This window comes from Nocardioides panzhihuensis, assembly GCF_013408335.1.
GTDB lineage: Bacteria > Actinomycetota > Actinomycetes > Propionibacteriales > Nocardioidaceae > Nocardioides > Nocardioides panzhihuensis.
Map to the genome: position 1 here is coordinate 1,895,922 of NZ_JACBZR010000001.1, position 15,876 is coordinate 1,911,797.

The window sequence follows — 15,876 nt, forward strand, 5'->3', positions numbered from 1 at the left end:
CGCTGGTCGAGCCGCCGGAGCCGCTAGGCGGAGGCGTGTCGAGACCAGCGTGGCGGCTAGAACCAGCCGGACCTGCGGAAGAAGATCCACATCCCGGTGATCACGCCACCCATCAGCAGCAGCGCGAACGGGTAGCCGAACCTCCAGTCGAGCTCGGGCATGTGGGTGAAGTTCATCCCGTAGATCCCGGCGATGAGGGTCGGCACCACGATCATCGCCGCGCCCGCGGAGATCTTGCGCATGTCGTCGTTCTGCTGGAGCGAGAGCTGCGCCAGGTGGGCCTCGAAGGCGGAGGACAGCAACGTCTCGAGGTTCTCGATCGACTCCACGATGGAGGAGAGGTGATCGAGGATGTCGCGGAAGTAGGGGCGCAGGTCGGGGTCGATCCCGCCCTCCCCGTTGGCGAAGCGGCGCACCGGCTCGCGCAGCGGCATCACCGCGCGGCGTACCTCTGCCAGCTCGCGGCGGAGCCGGTAGATCCGGGCCGAGTCGTGGGTGCGCTCGTCGGAGAAGACCGAGGTCTCGACCTCGTCGACGTCCTTGGTGAGGTCGTTCGCCACGTCCACGTAGCCGTCGACGATGTAGTCGACGACCGCATGGACCGCCGAGTAGGAGCCCTCGGTGAGCAGGTGCTCGTCGCTGGTCTCCAGCAGCTCGCGAGCCGGCGCGAGCCGGGAGCCGCGACCGTGGCGGACCGTGATCACGTAGTCGGGGCCGATGAAGAAGGCGACCTCACCGGTCTCGACGGCGTCGTCGGCATCGACGTACCACAGCGTCTTGACGACGAGGAACATCGCGCCGTCATAGCGCTCCAGCTTGGGACGCTGGTGGGCGGTCAGCGCGTCCTCGACGGCGAGCGGATGCAGGCCGAAGGCCTCGGCGACCTCCTCGAGCTCGTACTGGCTGGGCTGGTAGAGACCGAGCCAGACGAAGTCGCCCTCGCCCTTCACCCCGCGGCGCAGCGCCGCGTAGTCGTGGGGCGAACAGTCGGTCTGCTCGCGCACACCGGCGCGGTAGAGAGCGCTGTCGACGATCACGGTTTCAGGTTAGGGCATGCCATGCGCCTTCACCTGGATGGATAGGGTCGCCAATCGTGGCGACGATGATCCTGGTGAGACACGGCCGTACGACGGCGAACGCATCCGGCACCCTGGCCGGCCGGCTTCCTGGGGTGAAGCTGGACGAGCGCGGAGTGGAGCAGGCGAGCAGGGCCGCTGAGCGGATCGCGCCGGTCCCGCTCGCGCTGGCGGTCACCAGCCCGATGGAGCGCTGCCAGCAGACCCTCTCGGTGATCCTGGAGGGCCGCCCCGAGCAGCCCGCCGTCGTCGTCGAGGACGGCGTGTCCGAATGCGACTACGGCGAGTGGCAGGGAGAGAAGCTGAGCACGCTGGCGCGCCGCAAGCTGTGGAAGACGGTGCAGGCCCAGCCGTCCGCGGTCACGTTCCCCGGCGGAGAGTCGATGCAGGCGATGCAGGCCCGCGGAGTCGAGGCCGTACGCCGCCACGACGCCGCCGTCACGGCAGCGCACGGAGACTCGGCGGTCTGGCTGTGCGTGAGCCACGGCGACCTGATCAAGGCGATCCTGGCCGACGCGCTCGGCATGCACCTGGATCTGTTCCAGCGCCTGCACGTCGACCCGGCCTCCATCTCCGTGGTCCGCTACGGCGAGGGACGCCCCTCGGTCCTGGCCACGAACACCCACGCCGGTGATCTCTCCTGGCTGGCGCCACAGGGCTCTTCCAAGAGGGCGCCCGCGAAGAAGGGGCGCAAGCCGTCGCGGCGACGGAACGACGCCGTCGTGGGCGGTGGCTCGGGTCCCGCGGAAGGTCTGGATAAGGTTTGACCATGCCTGTGATGCACGCCTTCGATCCGCCCGAACGATTCGTCGTCGGCACCGTCGGGGTGCCCGGGGCGCGTACGTTCTTCCTCCAGGCACGTGAAGGGACCCGGGTGGTCTCGGTCGCCCTGGAGAAGCAGCAGGTCACGGTGCTCGCCGAGCGGCTCGACGAGCTCCTCGACGAGGTGATGAAGTCGGCCCCCGCCGTGGTGCCCGCGATCGCTCCCTTCGAGCTCGACGACAACCGGCCGCTGGAGCAGCCGATCGAGGAGGAGTTCCGGGCGGGCACGATGACGCTGGCTTGGGACCCCGACGAGGACAAGGTGGTCCTCGAGGTCTTCCCGATCAGCGAGACCGAGATCATCGCCGAGGTCGACGAGGCCGGCCACCTGGTCGACGAGGACGCCGTGGCGGCCATCGAGCTGGAGGCGTCGGAGCCCGACGAGGTGCTGCTGGTGCGGATCGACCCGGGCAACGCCCGGGCGTTCGTCAAGCGCGCCGAGGCGGTATTGGGCGCCGGACGTCCGAACTGTCCGTTCTGCGGCACCCCGATCGACCCCGAAGGACATCTGTGCGTCCGGGCGAACGGGTTCAAGCGGCGCGACCCGGTCTGATTCGGTGGAGCCGGTCATCGAGTCCACCGGGGCGGCCGACGGGGCGATGGAGCTCGTCGGACGTTTGACGACTGCCTCGAACGCGACGTTCCTGGCCACCATCGGGCAGACCGAGGTGGTCTACAAGCCGATCGCGGGGGAGCGGCCCCTGTGGGACTTCCCCGATGGCCACCTCGCCCACCGCGAGGTCGCCTCCTACCTCGTCTCCGAGGCGATGGACTGGTCGGTCGTGCCCGAGACCTGGCTCGGCGAAGGACCGCACGGTGTCGGGATGGTGCAGCGCTGGATCTCGGCGGACGAGAGCGTGGAGCCGGTGAGGATCGTCCCGGCCGGGGAGATCCCGGACGGGTTCCGGCACGTCTTCGACGGCTACGATGCGCTCGACCAGGTCGTGTCGCTGGCTCATGAGGACACGCCCGCCCTGCGGCGGATGGCGGTCTTCGACGCGATCACCAACAATGCCGACCGCAAGGGCGGACACGTCCTGCCGGTCGCCGACGGACACCGCTTCGGCTGCGATCACGGACTGACCTTCCACGAGGAGCCGAAGCTGCGCACCATCCTGTGGGGATGGCACGGGCTGGGCTTCTCCGACGAGGAGCTCGCCGGGATCCGGACGGTCCACGCGGGGCTCTCCGGTGCGCTCGGACGGGAGCTGGCGGCGTACCTCTCGGGTGGGGACCTCGAGGCGCTCGCTCTACGGTGCGAGACGCTGCTCGCCGAGGGGGTCTTCCCGCGGCCGGAGTACGACCGCCATGTCATCCCGTGGCCGCCCTTCTGAGACACGTGGTGCGCGCCAAGTAGGCTGCACTCATGCGCGCTTGGTCTGCACCCGAAGTCCCAGAACTGTCCGCCAGAGGGCCCGAGGTGCAGCTCTATGACCATCAGCGGGACGCGGTCGTCCCGACTGAAGGTCAGGGACGCCGTTCGCTGTACGTGTGTGGCATCACGCCCTACGACGCGACCCACATCGGCCACGCAAACACCTATGTCGCCTTCGACCTGCTCCACCGGGCGTGGCTCAACGCCGGCTACGAGGTCGACTACACCCAGAACGTGACCGACGTCGACGACCCACTGCTCGAGCGGGCGGACAAGGTCGGGATCGAGTGGGAGGCGCTCGCCGAGCGCGAGACCGAGCTCTTCCGCCAGGACATGGAGGCGCTGCGGGTCGTGCCGCCGCAGCACTACATCGGAGCCGTCGAGTCGATCCCGCTGGTGACCTCGCTCATCGGCGAGCTCGAGGAGGCCGGTGCGATCTACAAGGTCGACGAGGACGTCTACGCCTCGGTGGCCGTCGACGAGGCCTTCGGCGAGGAGTCGCGGATGTCTCGCTCGGAGATGCTCGAGCTCTTCGGTGAGCGAGGGGGCGACCCCGAGCGGGCCGGCAAGAAGGACCCGCTCGACCCGCTGCTGTGGCGCGGCGAGCGTCCGGGTGAGCCGTCCTGGCCCTCGCCCTACGGCCCGGGTCGACCCGGCTGGCACATCGAGTGCACCGCGATCGCCCTGGAGCACCTCGGTGCCGGGTTCACGGTCCAGGCCGGCGGCTCCGACCTGATCTTCCCGCACCACGAGATGTCCGGCTCGCATTCGCGCACGGCCGGCAAGGAGTTCGCCGAGATCTACACCCACGGCGGGATGGTGGCCTACGACGGCCACAAGATGTCCAAGTCGCGGGGCAACCTCGTCTTCGTCTCCGCGCTGCGCAACTCCGAGATCGACCCGATGGCGATCCGGCTGGTGCTGCTCGGCCACCACTACCGCGACGACTGGGAGTGGACCGACGCCAAGCTCTTCGACGCCGTCGACCAGGTCGCCGAATGGCGCAAGGCCGTCGCCCTCGGCCGTGGCGCCCCTGCGGCGCCGGTCGTCGAGACCGTCCTCGGCGCCTTGGCCGACGACCTCGACGCCCCGCGTGCGGTCCAGGCCGTCGACGCCTGGGTCGCCGCCACCCTCGGTGAGGGCGGCCTCGCCGAGACCTCTGACTCGCTCGCCGGCGAGACCGTCGCCAAGCTCGTCGACTCGGCGCTGGGCATCAAGCTCTAGCAGCTGGCCCCAGGTGTCACATGCGTCACACCGCTCAGGCAATCGCTGCGCTTCTCAGGTGTTGCATTGCCTGAGAAGCGCAGCGATACCCGGTTAACCGGGTATCGCTGCACGCGTCTACGAGTCGTCGGAGCGACGCTTGAGGTAGCGCTCGAACTCCCGGGCGATCGCGTCACCGCTCGCCTCGGGGAGGTCGACGGTGTCGCGAGCCTCCTCCAGGGAGCGTACGTAGTCGGAGACGTCCTCGTCCTCCTCGGCGAGGTCGTTGACGCCGCGCTCCCAGGCCTTGGCGTCCTCGGGGAGGTCACCGAGGGGGATGGAGCACTGGAGCAGGTCCTCGAGCTTGTTGATGATCGCGAGGGTGGCCTTGGGGCACGGCGGAGCGGCGACGTAGTGGGGGACCGCCGCCCAGTAGGAGACCGCCGGGATGTCGGACTGGACGCAGGCCTCCTGGACCACGCCGACGATGCCGGTCGGCCCTTCGTACGTCGGCGAGTCGAGCTTGAGCCGGTCGACGAGGTCGGGCTCGGTGGCGGTGCCGGAGACCGGGATCGGGCGGGTGTGCGGCGCGTCGGCCAGAAGCGCGCCGAGGGTCACCACGAGCTGGCCGCCGAGCTCGTCGACGCACTCCAGGATCTCGCTGACGAACTGCTTCCAGCGCATGTTGGGCTCGATGCCGCGCACGAGGATGATGTCGCGGTCCAGGTCGGGCGGGGAGCAGACGGCGACCTGGGTGGTGGGCCAGGTGATCGAACGGAAGCCGTTCTCGTCGGTGCCGGTGACAGGTCGGTTGACCTGGTAGTCGTAGAAGTCCTCGGGATCGATCTCGGCCACCACCCGTGCGTGCCAGACGTCCATCAGATGGTCAACCGTGCCGGACGCGGCATCGGCCGCGTCGTTCCATCCCTCGAACGCGGCGATCACCACAGGATCGACCAGGTCGCGGGTCTCTTCGATCTCGATCACGCTCTCCACCCTAGCCATGAGCACCAGTACGACGGCGTCGTTCACCCTGCGTACACCTCATGAATTCCCACCTGGTGGACCGGCGGTGTCAGGATGCGGAATGAGATGGCGTTGCCCGCACACCTACGCCGTAGCGTGTTTCAGGCAAAGCCGATCACACCAGCATGTACGCCGGGAAGGAACCAAGAGTGAGTCTGCGCCCTGATGTCACCGAGACCCTGTCTGCCACCCTCAAGGAGCGGATCATGGTGCTCGACGGCGCGATGGGCACGGCCATCCAGCGTGACCGTCCCGACGAGGCGGGCTATCGCGGTGAGCGGTTCAAGGACTGGCACGTCGACCTGATCGGCAACAACGACCTGCTCAACCTCACCCAGCCGCCGATCATCGAGGGCATCCACCGCGAATATCTCGAGGCCGGCGCGGACATCATCGAGACCAACACGTTCAACGCGAACGCGGTCTCGCTGATCGACTACGACATGGTCGACCTCGCCTACGAGATCAACTTCGAGGCGGCCCGGCTGGCCCGTTCCGCCGCGGACGCCTACTCGACCCCCGACAAGCCGCGCTATGTCGCCGGCGCGCTGGGCCCCACGTCGCGGACGGCCTCCATCAGCCCCGACGTGAACGACCCCGGCGCCCGCAACGTCACCTACGAGCAGCTCCGCGACGCCTACGCCGAGGCCACCCGCGCGCTCCTCGAGGGCGGCTCGGACCTGATCTTCATCGAGACCATCTTCGACACCCTCAACGCCAAGGCGGCGATCTTCGGCGTCCAGCAGGTCTTCGAGGAGTACGGCCGCCGCTGGCCCGTCGTCATCTCCGGGACGATCACCGACGCCAGCGGACGCACGCTGTCCGGGCAGGTCACCGAGGCGTTCTGGGATTCCGTACGCCACGCCGAGCCGCTCCTGGTCGGCCTCAACTGCGCGCTCGGCGCGCAGGAGATGCGCCCCTACATCGCCGAGCTCGCCCGGATCTCGGACGCGTTCGTGTCGTGTTACCCCAACGCGGGCCTGCCGAACGCCTTCGGCGAGTACGACGAGGGCCCGACCGACACGGCCGGCCACGTCCACGAGTTCGCCACCGCCGGCTTCGTGAACCTCGTCGGCGGCTGCTGCGGCACCACGCCGGCCCACATCGCCGAGATCGCCAAGCAGGTCGAGAGCGTCGCGCCCCGGGGCATCCCCGAGGTGAAGCCCGCGCTGCGTCTGTCCGGTCTGGAGCCGTTCACGGTGACGGAGGAGAGCCTCTTCGTCAACGTCGGGGAGCGGACCAACATCACCGGCTCGGCGCGGTTCCGCAACCTGATCAAGGCCGGTGACTTCGACACCGCCCTCTCGGTGGCCGCGCAGCAGGTCGAGAACGGCGCGCAGGTCATCGACGTCAACATGGACGAGGGCATGATCGACGGGGTCGCGGCGATGACCCGCTTCCTCACCCTGATCGCCTCCGAGCCCGACATCAGCCGGGTCCCGATCATGATCGACTCCTCCAAGTGGGAGGTCATCGAGGCCGGGCTGAAGCTCGTCCAGGGCAAGCCGATCGTCAACTCGATCTCGCTCAAGGAGGGCGTCGAGTCCTTCGTCGAGCACGCCGAGCTGTGCAAGCGCTACGGCGCCGCAGCGGTCGTGATGGCCTTCGACGAGGACGGCCAGGCCGACTCCTACGAGCGTCGGATCGCGGTCTGCGAGCGCGCCTACCGGATCCTCGTCGACGAGGTCGGCTTCGACCCCGAGGACATCATCTTCGACCCCAACGTGTTCGCGGTCGCGACCGGGATCGAGGAGCACGCGGCGTACGGCCAGGACTTCATCGAGGCGGTCCGCTGGATCAAGCAGAACCTCCCGGGCGCCAAGGTCTCCGGCGGCATCTCGAACGTGAGCTTCTCCTTCCGTGGCAACAACCCGGTGCGCGAGGCGATCCACGCGGTCTTCCTCTACCACGCGATCGAGGCGGGCCTGGACATGGGCATCGTCAACGCCGGCGCACTGGTGCCCTACTCCGAGGTCGACGCCGAGCTGCGCGACCGCATCGAGGACGTCGTGCTCAACCGGCGGCCCGACGCGGCCGAGCGGCTGCTGGAGATCGCCTCCAAGTACAACAAGGACACACCCGAGGCCGAGGCGAAGGCCGAGGTCTGGCGCGAGCTGCCGGTCGGCGAGCGGATCACCCACGCGCTGGTCAAGGGCCTGGACGCCTACGTCGAGGCCGACACCGAGGAGCTCCGCGCCGAGATCTCGGCTCGTGGTGGCCGTCCGATCGAGGTCATCGAGGGCCCGCTGATGGACGGCATGAACGTCGTCGGCGACCTGTTCGGCGCCGGCAAGATGTTCTTGCCGCAGGTCGTCAAGAGCGCCCGGGTGATGAAGAAGGCGGTCGCCTATCTGATCCCGTTCATCGAGGCCGAGAAGAAGCCCGGTGACGCCGAGACCAAGAAGGGCACCATCGTCATGGCCACGGTCAAGGGCGACGTCCACGACATCGGCAAGAACATCGTCGGCGTGGTGCTGCAGTGCAACAACTACGAGGTGATCGACCTCGGCGTGATGGTCCCGGCGCAGAAGATCCTCGACGCCGCCAAGGAGCACGACGCCGACATCATCGGTCTCTCCGGGCTGATCACGCCCTCGCTGGACGAGATGGTCGGCTTCGCCACCGAGATGCAGCGGGTCGGGCTCGACCTGCCGCTGCTCATCGGCGGCGCCACCACGTCGCGGGCCCACACCGCGGTCAAGATCGACAAGGCGTACGACGGCCCGGTCGTCTGGGTCAAGGACGCCTCCCGCTCGGTGCCGACCGCGGCAGCCCTCCTCGACGCCGGCCGGCGCGAGAAGCTGATGGCCGAGGTCAAGGACGACTACGACTCGCTGCGCGCTCGCCACGCCGAGCGACGCGAGCGGGTCTCCCTCACGCACGTGCAGGCGAAGGCCAACAAGCCCGAGATCGACTACTCGTCGCTGCCGCCCGAGCCGGCGCAGCCCGGGGTGCACACGCTGCTGGACTATCCGATCGCCGAGCTGCGCGACTACATCGACTGGCAGCCGTTCTTCAACTCCTGGGAGATGAAGGGCCGCTTCCCCGACATCCTCAACAACCCGGCCACCGGCGAGGAGGCGCGCAAGCTCTTCGACGACGCGCAGGCGATGCTCGACAAGATCATCGAGGAGAAGTGGATCGAGGCGCGGGGCGTCTACGGGCTCTTCCCGGCCAACTCGACCGGCGAGGACGTGGTCGTCTACACCGACCCCTCGCGCACCGAGGAGCGGGCGACGCTGTTCCAGCTGCGCCAGCAGGGCCAGCACCGCGACGGCATCTCCAACAAGTCGATGGCCGACTTCGTCGCGCCGGTCGGCGCGGGCCCCGACCACGTCGGCGCCTTCGCGGTGACCGCCGGGATCGGCCTGCCCGAGCGGGTCATGGCGTTCAAGAACGACCTCGACGACTACTCCGCCATCATGGTCGAGGCGCTCGCTGACCGCCTGGCCGAGGCGTTCGCGGAGCGGCTCCACCAGCGCGTACGCACCGAGTTCTGGGGCTACGCCGCCGACGAGACCGACGGCTCGCTGTCCAACGAGGACCTGATCGCCGAGAAGTACGCCGGCATCCGCCCCGCCCCGGGCTACCCGGCCTGCCCCGACCACACCGAGAAGCAGACCATCTGGTCGCTGCTCGACGTCGAGGAGAAGACCGGCATCGAGCTCACCGAGTCGATGGCGATGTGGCCCGGCGCCTCGGTCTCCGGCCTCTACTACGCCCACCCCGAGTCGCAATACTTCGTCGTGGGGCGCATCGGGCAGGACCAGGTCGCCGACTACGCCAAGCGCAAGGGCTGGACGATGGCCGAGGCCGAGCGCTGGCTCTCGCCGAACCTGGGCTACGACCCGGAGGACTGATCCTCGGGGTTGTCCGTCCACGCCGGCGGGACCTGACCGACGCTGACCACGTTCCAGAAGGCCGATCGCCGCGTCAGGATCGTGACCAGGTGGTAGCCGTCCGGGTGGCGGGTGAGCACGCCCGCCACCGGATCGCGCTCCGGGTCCAGAGCCAGCGGGATGACGTGAGCCCAGGTCTCGGTGCCGGGATACCAGTAGGCCCCGACCGTCGACGCGTCCCAGGACCCGAGCGTGGCATTGGCCCTGGCGACTGCGGGCCGTAGCCGGGCCAGGAGCTCCTCGGACTCCATCCCGGCGCGGTCGGCATGGTCGTAGGCGATGTGCAGACCGCCGACCGAGGTGATCCGTGCGGCGGGGTCGAAGGCCGGCGGCACCCAGCTCTCCAGCGCCGTCCGGCACCGCTGGCAGTCGTCGTCGCGGCTCCAGTCGGCGAACTCCACGTCGTCGACGGCCAGGTCATCGCCGCGGCTGGTGACGAGGACGAGCCTCAGCCCGTCCGGATCGCGCAGGGGCAACGGGTTGTGCTCGAGACCGTCGCGGAAGTGGAGCAGTGCAGAGGCCTCGTTGACCCCGATCCGGTGGACGACCGCGCTACGCAGCCCCTGCAGCCGCGCCTTGGGCGATTCGCGGCGCAGCAGCGCCGGGTCGACCAGATCGGCGAGCCACTCGACCAGCTCTACGGTGAGCAGCCGCTCGGCCTCAGCGGGCAGCACGGGACAGTAGGTCGAGAGCCATGCGGCAAACCGTAACCGTCCGGCTCCCGGGCGCCTGCGTCAAGGCGGGCGCCCGGTTAGGCTCGAGCGGTGCGACACGAGGAGCAGTGGGCCCGGGAGCGGTTCGCCGACGCCAGGGTGGCGCGCCTGGCCACGGTCTCGGCCGACGGTGCGCCGCGGATCGTGCCGATCGTGTTCGCACTGGCCGATGAGGCGATCATCACGGCGGTCGACCACAAGCCGAAGTCGACCACCCGCCTGCGGCGGCTGCAGGACATCGCGGAGAACCCGGCGGTGTCGCTGCTGGTCGACGTCTACGACGACGACTGGTCGCAGCTGTGGTGGGCCCGCGCCGACGGTCTTGCGCGGGTGCAGCCGACCTACGACCTCGCCCCGCTGGTCGCGAAGTACGCCGACTACCGGGAGCACCCACCGAACGGACCGGTGATCGTCATCGAGGTCACCCGATGGTCCGGGTGGTCGGCGACCTGAGGTCGCTCAGATCAGCGTCGCCGGAAGGGCCGCAGGATCTCCCCGCTGGGAGACGGACCGCGCGAGGACATCGGAGGAGCCATCGGGGGAGCCATCGGCGGGCGCATCGGGGGAGGCATCGGCGCTGCGGCGCCGGCCCAGGGGCTGCGTACGTCCAGGACGGTGGCCCACTGCGAGGCGGTCGGACGGAGCCCTGGAGGACCGGCGGCCTGGTCCATCAGCCGGGTGAGCGGGCCGACCAGGATGCCGGCCTCGCCCGCGAAGCCCAGGTCCGGCCGGAGGGCGGGGGCGGCGTTGCGGTTCCCGGTCAGGACGCGGGCGATCGTGAGAGCCAGCTTGAACCGGTCGCTGTCGGCGGTAGGCGGCCGCCCGGCGTTGCTGGGGTCCTCCCAGCCGCGGGTGTCGGCAGGCGGCAGGACGCCGTCCTCACCGGCGGGCCGGATCCCGTCGCAGTCGAGCAGCATCACCCGGGGGACCGGCGACACCGACCAGGCGATGTTGCGCGGCGAGAGGTCGCCGAGGACGAGCCCCTGACGGTGCAGCGCATCCATCACCGCCGCCAGCGCCCGCATCAGCAGCACCCGCTCATAGACTCCCGGCTGCTGGACGTCGCCCGTGTTCACGAGCAGCCCCAGCTCGGCCAGCGAGGTCGTCGGACCGAACCCGGCCAGGAACGGCTCGGCCACGTGCTGCATCAGGAAGCCCGCGGTACGCAGCCCGTCCAGGACCACCGTGTGCGGCCAGGCGGCGAAGTGGTCCACCTGGAGGCCCTCGCTCTCGACCAGCCCGCGGATGCGCACCAGCTCCGCCAGAGCACGGCCGTCCACGAGGCCCAGCTCACGGGTGCGGTAGAGCTTCACGACCGTCCCGGGATGGTCGGCCAGCTCGATGATGCGGCCCTGTGAGCCCTGGGCGATATGGCGTCCCAGACTCAGGTCGCTGAGCTGGATCTCGTTCACTGAACCTCCGGGACCAGTCGTAGGGTAGGCAGATCGTACGTGGCCCGGTGATCCTGTGCCGAGTCGGCGGCTCAACTGGTGGCACCTTCGTGATGTCAGGATGGTCCCGGGGCAGACTTGAGATACCAGCACCGTAGAGAGAACCGAGGACAGCGTGCCGCTCACCCGGATCGGGAAGCCGACCACCCGGCCCATGGATGGGGTCGAGTACGGCGGCGGGCGATTGGCGTACGCGCCGGGGGAGGCGACCGTGGCCGACGCCATGGTCCGTCGGCCGAAGCTGCTGACGGCGACGGCGACCAGCAGCGACGTACGCGACCTGTTCCGCGACGACCACGTGCACGCGGCGCTCGTCGTCGACGGTGAACGGCTGCTGACGGTCATCGAGCCGCACGAGGCCGAGGCCTGCGAGGAGGCAGCCGCGAGCGCCCTGGGCACGCTGCAGGGCCGCACGACCTCGTCGGACGCCGACCTGTGGGAGACCTGGGTGCGGATGACCGAGAGCGGCCGCCGCCGTCTGGCCGTGGTCGACGATGGCCGCTGTGTCGGCCTCCTCTGCCTCAAGCGCAGCGGCCGAGGGTTCTGCTGTGATGCTGGTGTCCGGGCGAGGAACGCCCACCCCTCACCTCAGGAGCTGACATGGGACGAGTGACAGTTGGGCGGCCCGTGCTGCGGGTGCGGGACGGCGTCGTCTCGCGGCGCCCGGACACGCTGGCCGCCGAGGAGCCGATGGAGATCCGGGTCAACGGTCGACCCTTGACGGTCACGATGCGCACTCCCGGCGGCGACTTCGACCTGGCCATCGGCTTCCTGGTCAGCGAGGGTGTCGTGCACTCCGCCGAGGACGTCGTGAGCGTCCGCTACTGCGCCGGCGCGACCGCCGACGGCGGCAACACCTACAACGTGGTCGATGTCGGCCTGGCCGCGCACGTCCCGCCGCCGGACGCCTCGCTTGAGCGCAGCTTCTACACGACCTCCTCGTGCGGGCTGTGCGGTAAGGCGTCCCTCGAGGCGGTGCGTACCTCCTCGGCATGGTCGGTCGCCGAGGACAGCCTGCGGGTCACCCCCGAGCTCCTGACGATCCTGCCTGAGCGGTTGCGGGAGGCGCAGCGCGTCTTCGACAGCACCGGCGGTCTGCACGCCGCTGGGCTCTTCGACGCCGAGGGCAACATGCTCTGCGTACGCGAGGACGTCGGCCGCCACAACGCGGTCGACAAGGTCATCGGGCACGCGCTGCGCGAGGGCCTGGTGCCGCTGCGCAACAGCATGCTGATGGTCAGCGGCCGGGCCTCGTTCGAGCTCGTCCAGAAGGCCGTGATGGCCGGCATCCCGTTGCTCGCCGCCGTCTCGGCTCCCTCCTCGCTCGCCGTCGACCTCGCCGACGACAGCGGCCTGACCCTGGTCGGCTTCCTGCGGGGCTCCTCGATGAACATCTACGCCGGCACCGACCGCATCGAGGTGGTCCCCGTCGGCTGACCGCTCTGCGGGGACGAGGCTGGTCGGAAGTGAGGCTGGTCGGAAATGAGTACGTGAGCTCAAGCCGAGCCGGTGTCCGGTCGGCCAGACTGCTGCCATGCCCGAGACCGATGCCACCAGAACGCAGCCGCGCTTCCTCGCCCTGCTGCGTCACCACCTGCTCGCGCCCGCGAGCTCCTGCTTCCTGGGTGTCCTCAGCCTGGCCACGGTGCTCTGCTTCCACTTCCCGGAGCTGCTGACCACCCCTGAGTTCCGCGCCGTCTACACCGAGGACTTCGCGCGTACGCTGCTCCTGGTCGGGCTGGCCGCCGCCTTCTTCGCCGGCACGATCGCGGTGCTGCGCGACCAGCACAAACGGATGGCGTTCATCGGTGTCGGCACGGCGACCGCCGCGGTGCTGCTCGGCGGCACCGATGTCCCCTTCGACGGCCAGGTGAACGACACGCCGTTCGCGCTCGGTCTCGACTGGTTCGTGCTCGCGCTCTTCTTCTCCGCGCTGGTCTTCATCCCCCTCGAGCATGCCTTCGCCCGTCGGCCGGTGCCGGTCTTCCGACCCGGCTGGCGCACCGACGCGTGCTACTTCTTCATGAGCCATGTCCTGGTGCAGTTCATCCTGATCCTGGTCACGACCTCGACGTCGCTGGTCGTCTCGACCGTGAAGGTCCCGGGCGTGCAGGAATGGATCGGTCGTCTGCCGTTCGTGCTGGCCTTCGCGCTGGCGGTCTTCCTCGCCGATCTCGCCCAGGCGGTGCTGCACCGCTGCTATCACCGGATCATGGTGCTGTGGCGCTTCCACGCGGTGCACCACTCCAGCCCCGAGCTCGACTGGCTGGCCGGCTCCCGCGTGCACTTCGTCGAGACCGTGCTGACCCGCAGCATCGTGCTGCTCCCGCTGCTCTTCCTCGGCTTCTCGACCTCCGTCGTCAACGCGTACGCCGTGCTGGTCGGCATCCAGGCGGTCGTCGCCCACGCCAACATCGGCATCCGGTTCGGCTGGCTCGAGTACCTGATCGTCCTGCCCCGCTACCACCACTGGCACCACGCCCGGCACCTCGACTACTGGGACCGCAACTACGCCATCCACCTGCCGGTGATCGACATGCTGATGGGCTCCTTCAAGCTGCCCCGCGACGGCAGCTGGCCCGAGGAGTACGGGGTCCTCAAGCGTGAGACCGTCCCGGTCGGGATCGTCGCCCAGCACGTCGCCCCATTCCGTGGTCAGCGGACCTTCGACGAGTATGTCCGCTGACGCCTCCGGAAGGGGTCCGGGTAAAGCCGCTGTGGCAGGATTCTCGCCATGAAGCCTGCGGCTGTTCTCCTGGACATGGACGGCACTCTGGTCGACACCGAGCCCTACTGGATCGCGACGGAGTATGCGATCGCGGAGCGCTTCGGGGCGACCTGGTCCGAGGCGCAGGCGATGGAGCTGGTCGGCAACGCGCTGGTCGAGTCGGCGCGGCTGATCAAGGTGGGCATGGGCCTTCCCCATGAGCCGGAGGAGATCGTCGAGATGCTCCTCGACGGCGTGGTCGAGCGCGTCGAGCGCGAGGTCCCGTGGCGGCCCGGGGCGCGCGAGCTGCTCAGCGACCTGGTCGAGCAGGGCGTGCCGTGCGCGCTGGTGACGATGTCGTACGCCCGCTTCGTCGGTCCCATCCTCGAGCAGCTGCCCGAGGGCACCTTCAAGGTCATCGTCACCGGCGACATGGTGCGCAACGGCAAGCCCCATCCGGAGCCCTACCTCACCGCGGCCGCCGCCCTCGGGGTCGCGGCCGAGGACACCGTCGCGGTGGAGGACTCCAACACCGGCGCCCGCTCCGCCGAGGCCGCCGGCTGCACGGTCCTGGTCATCGAGAACCACGTCCCCGTCGCGCCCGGCGAGCGCCGGATCTTCCGCGACACGCTCGAGGGAATGACGTACGCCGACCTAGCTGCCCTCTGACCCTCGAGGTCATCTAGGGTGCCTTCCGTGGGCCACATCCAGATCACTCCGTCCATCCTCAACGCCGACTTCGCCGCCCTCGGGGCCGAGGTGGCCAGGATCCCCAGCGCCGACTGGATCCATGTGGACGTGATGGACAACCACTTCGTGCCCAACCTGACCTTCGGGCCGACGATGATCGAGGCGCTGGCGCGATCCACCTCGGTGCCGCTGGACGCTCACCTGATGATCGAGAACGCCGACCGCGAGGCACCGGCCTACGTCGAGGCCGGCTGCGGCTCGGTGACGTTCCACGTCGAGGCCACCAAGGCGCCGGTTCGGCTGGCTCGGGAGATCCGGGCGAAGGGCGCCCGCGCGTCGATGGCGCTCAAGCCGGCGACCCCGATCGAGCCCTACGAGGACATGCTGGCCGAGCTCGACATGGTGCTGCTGATGACCGTCGAGCCGGGCTTCGGCGGGCAGAAGTTCCTCGACCTGGTGCTGCCCAAGATCCGCCGGACCCGGGCGATGATGGACAAGGCCGGCGTCGAGACCTGGCTGCAGGTCGACGGCGGGGTATCGCTGGAGACGATCGATCGCTGCGCCGAGGCCGGAGCCGACGTCTTCGTGGCCGGCTCCGCCGTCTACTCGGCCGCCGACCCGGACGCGATGATCAGCTCGCTGCGCGAGAAGGCCGTCTCAGCCGTCGACGCCTGATCCGGGGTCGTGCCACGCATGTGGCACACTTGTGGGAGACGAGCTTGTGCTCGCGTGCTCTGGGGTCGGTGAAATTCCGAGCCGGCGGTGACTGAGTCTGACTCAGAAGTCCGCGACCCGATGACAGCCAGTCATCGGTTGACCAGGTGCCAGAAGGAAACTTCTCAGTCCTGGACCGACGGTTAAAGTCCGGATGGGAAGACGCACGCAGCCCGATTCGTCGCGACCACCCTGATTCC

At 69.3% G+C, this 15,876-nt stretch carries 15 protein-coding genes and 1 riboswitch; of the genes, 11 read left to right on the top strand and 4 right to left on the bottom strand.

Going from position 1 to position 15,876, the window contains the following annotated elements; genetic code table 11:
• Positions 1-56 precede the first annotated feature (56 nt).
• On the bottom strand, positions 57-1,037 hold the full coding sequence (gene corA, locus BJ988_RS08935) for a magnesium/cobalt transporter CorA (RefSeq protein ID WP_179657670.1): 981 nt from the start codon (positions 1,035-1,037) through the stop codon (positions 57-59).
• A gap of 65 nt (positions 1,038-1,102) precedes the next feature.
• On the opposite strand from corA, the gene BJ988_RS08940 reads away from it, so the two are divergent.
• Genes BJ988_RS08940 through mshC form a run of 4 tightly spaced genes read left to right on the top strand, consistent with a single transcriptional unit; the run spans position 1,103 to position 4,497 of the window.
• On the top strand, positions 1,103-1,843 hold the full coding sequence (locus BJ988_RS08940) for a histidine phosphatase family protein (protein ID WP_218861384.1): 741 nt from the start codon (positions 1,103-1,105) through the stop codon (positions 1,841-1,843).
• Between the two features lie 2 nt (positions 1,844-1,845).
• Positions 1,846-2,451, top strand: a complete 606-nt coding sequence (locus BJ988_RS08945; protein WP_179657672.1) for a DUF3090 domain-containing protein — start codon at positions 1,846-1,848, stop codon at positions 2,449-2,451.
• A gap of 4 nt (positions 2,452-2,455) precedes the next feature.
• The gene (locus tag BJ988_RS08950) at positions 2,456-3,232 is read left to right on the top strand and encodes an SCO1664 family protein (RefSeq protein WP_343051539.1); all 777 of its coding nucleotides are present in this window, start codon (positions 2,456-2,458) and stop codon (positions 3,230-3,232) included.
• Positions 3,233-3,264: 32 nt separating this feature from the next.
• Positions 3,265-4,497: a cysteine--1-D-myo-inosityl 2-amino-2-deoxy-alpha-D-glucopyranoside ligase gene (gene mshC / locus BJ988_RS08955; RefSeq protein WP_179657673.1), complete on the top strand. Its 1,233-nt coding sequence runs from the start codon at positions 3,265-3,267 to the stop codon at positions 4,495-4,497.
• Positions 4,498-4,614: 117 nt separating this feature from the next.
• Here the strand turns inward: mshC and BJ988_RS08960 are convergent, their stop codons facing one another.
• A complete protein-coding gene (locus BJ988_RS08960) occupies positions 4,615-5,463 on the bottom strand; it encodes a PAC2 family protein (RefSeq protein ID WP_179657674.1) in 849 nt (282 codons plus the stop codon).
• 188 nt (positions 5,464-5,651) lie between these two features.
• On the opposite strand from BJ988_RS08960, the gene metH reads away from it, so the two are divergent.
• Entirely contained in the window at positions 5,652-9,362 is a 3,711-nt protein-coding gene (gene metH, locus BJ988_RS08965) for a methionine synthase (RefSeq protein WP_425490825.1), read from the top strand.
• Here the strand turns inward: metH and BJ988_RS08970 are convergent.
• Entirely contained in the window at positions 9,344-10,075 is a 732-nt protein-coding gene (locus BJ988_RS08970; protein WP_179657676.1) for a hypothetical protein, read from the bottom strand. The two genes, metH and BJ988_RS08970, sit on opposite strands and share 19 nt — an antisense overlap.
• A gap of 90 nt (positions 10,076-10,165) precedes the next feature.
• Between BJ988_RS08970 and BJ988_RS08975 the strand changes: the two genes are divergently transcribed.
• On the top strand, positions 10,166-10,567 hold the full coding sequence (locus BJ988_RS08975; protein ID WP_179657677.1) for a TIGR03668 family PPOX class F420-dependent oxidoreductase: 402 nt from the start codon (positions 10,166-10,168) through the stop codon (positions 10,565-10,567).
• 11 nt (positions 10,568-10,578) lie between these two features.
• Here the strand turns inward: BJ988_RS08975 and BJ988_RS08980 are convergent, their stop codons facing one another.
• Positions 10,579-11,526, bottom strand: coding sequence for a hypothetical protein (locus tag BJ988_RS08980; RefSeq protein ID WP_179657678.1), 948 nt, complete (start codon positions 11,524-11,526; stop codon positions 10,579-10,581).
• A 154-nt stretch (positions 11,527-11,680) separates the two neighbouring features.
• On the opposite strand from BJ988_RS08980, the gene BJ988_RS30935 reads away from it, so the two are divergent.
• The 5 genes from BJ988_RS30935 to rpe all read left to right on the top strand — a co-directional run bounded on the left by BJ988_RS30935 (position 11,681) and on the right by rpe (position 15,637).
• Positions 11,681-12,178, top strand: a complete 498-nt coding sequence (locus tag BJ988_RS30935) for a CBS domain-containing protein (RefSeq protein WP_179657679.1) — start codon at positions 11,681-11,683, stop codon at positions 12,176-12,178.
• A complete protein-coding gene (gene fdhD, locus BJ988_RS08990; protein WP_179657680.1) occupies positions 12,166-13,002 on the top strand; it encodes a formate dehydrogenase accessory sulfurtransferase FdhD in 837 nt (278 codons plus the stop codon). Before BJ988_RS30935 ends, fdhD begins: the two co-directional genes overlap by 13 nt.
• A gap of 97 nt (positions 13,003-13,099) precedes the next feature.
• Positions 13,100-14,251 (top strand): sterol desaturase family protein, encoded by a 1,152-nt coding sequence (locus BJ988_RS08995; protein ID WP_179657681.1) that lies wholly within the window; start codon positions 13,100-13,102, stop codon positions 14,249-14,251.
• Positions 14,252-14,299: 48 nt separating this feature from the next.
• Positions 14,300-14,941, top strand: a complete 642-nt coding sequence (locus BJ988_RS09000; protein ID WP_246321444.1) for an HAD family hydrolase — start codon at positions 14,300-14,302, stop codon at positions 14,939-14,941.
• Between the two features lie 27 nt (positions 14,942-14,968).
• Positions 14,969-15,637, top strand: coding sequence for a ribulose-phosphate 3-epimerase (gene rpe, locus BJ988_RS09005; RefSeq protein ID WP_179657682.1), 669 nt, complete (start codon positions 14,969-14,971; stop codon positions 15,635-15,637).
• A 50-nt stretch (positions 15,638-15,687) separates the two neighbouring features.
• Positions 15,688-15,848, top strand: a riboswitch (FMN riboswitch).
• Positions 15,849-15,876 lie beyond the last annotated feature (28 nt).

Bases quoted from the DNA above. Each gene is read 5' to 3' on its own strand.
- BJ988_RS08940 (WP_218861384.1), top strand. From the start codon at position 1,103: ATGATCCTGGTGAGACACGGCCGTACGACGGCGAACGCATCCGGCACC.
- BJ988_RS08945 (WP_179657672.1), top strand. From the start codon at position 1,846: ATGCCTGTGATGCACGCCTTCGATCCGCCCGAACGATTCGTCGTCGGC.
- mshC (WP_179657673.1), top strand. From the start codon at position 3,265: ATGCGCGCTTGGTCTGCACCCGAAGTCCCAGAACTGTCCGCCAGAGGG.
- fdhD (WP_179657680.1), top strand. From the start codon at position 12,166: ATGGGACGAGTGACAGTTGGGCGGCCCGTGCTGCGGGTGCGGGACGGC.
- BJ988_RS08995 (WP_179657681.1), top strand. From the start codon at position 13,100: ATGCCCGAGACCGATGCCACCAGAACGCAGCCGCGCTTCCTCGCCCTG.
- BJ988_RS09000 (WP_246321444.1), top strand. From the start codon at position 14,300: ATGAAGCCTGCGGCTGTTCTCCTGGACATGGACGGCACTCTGGTCGAC.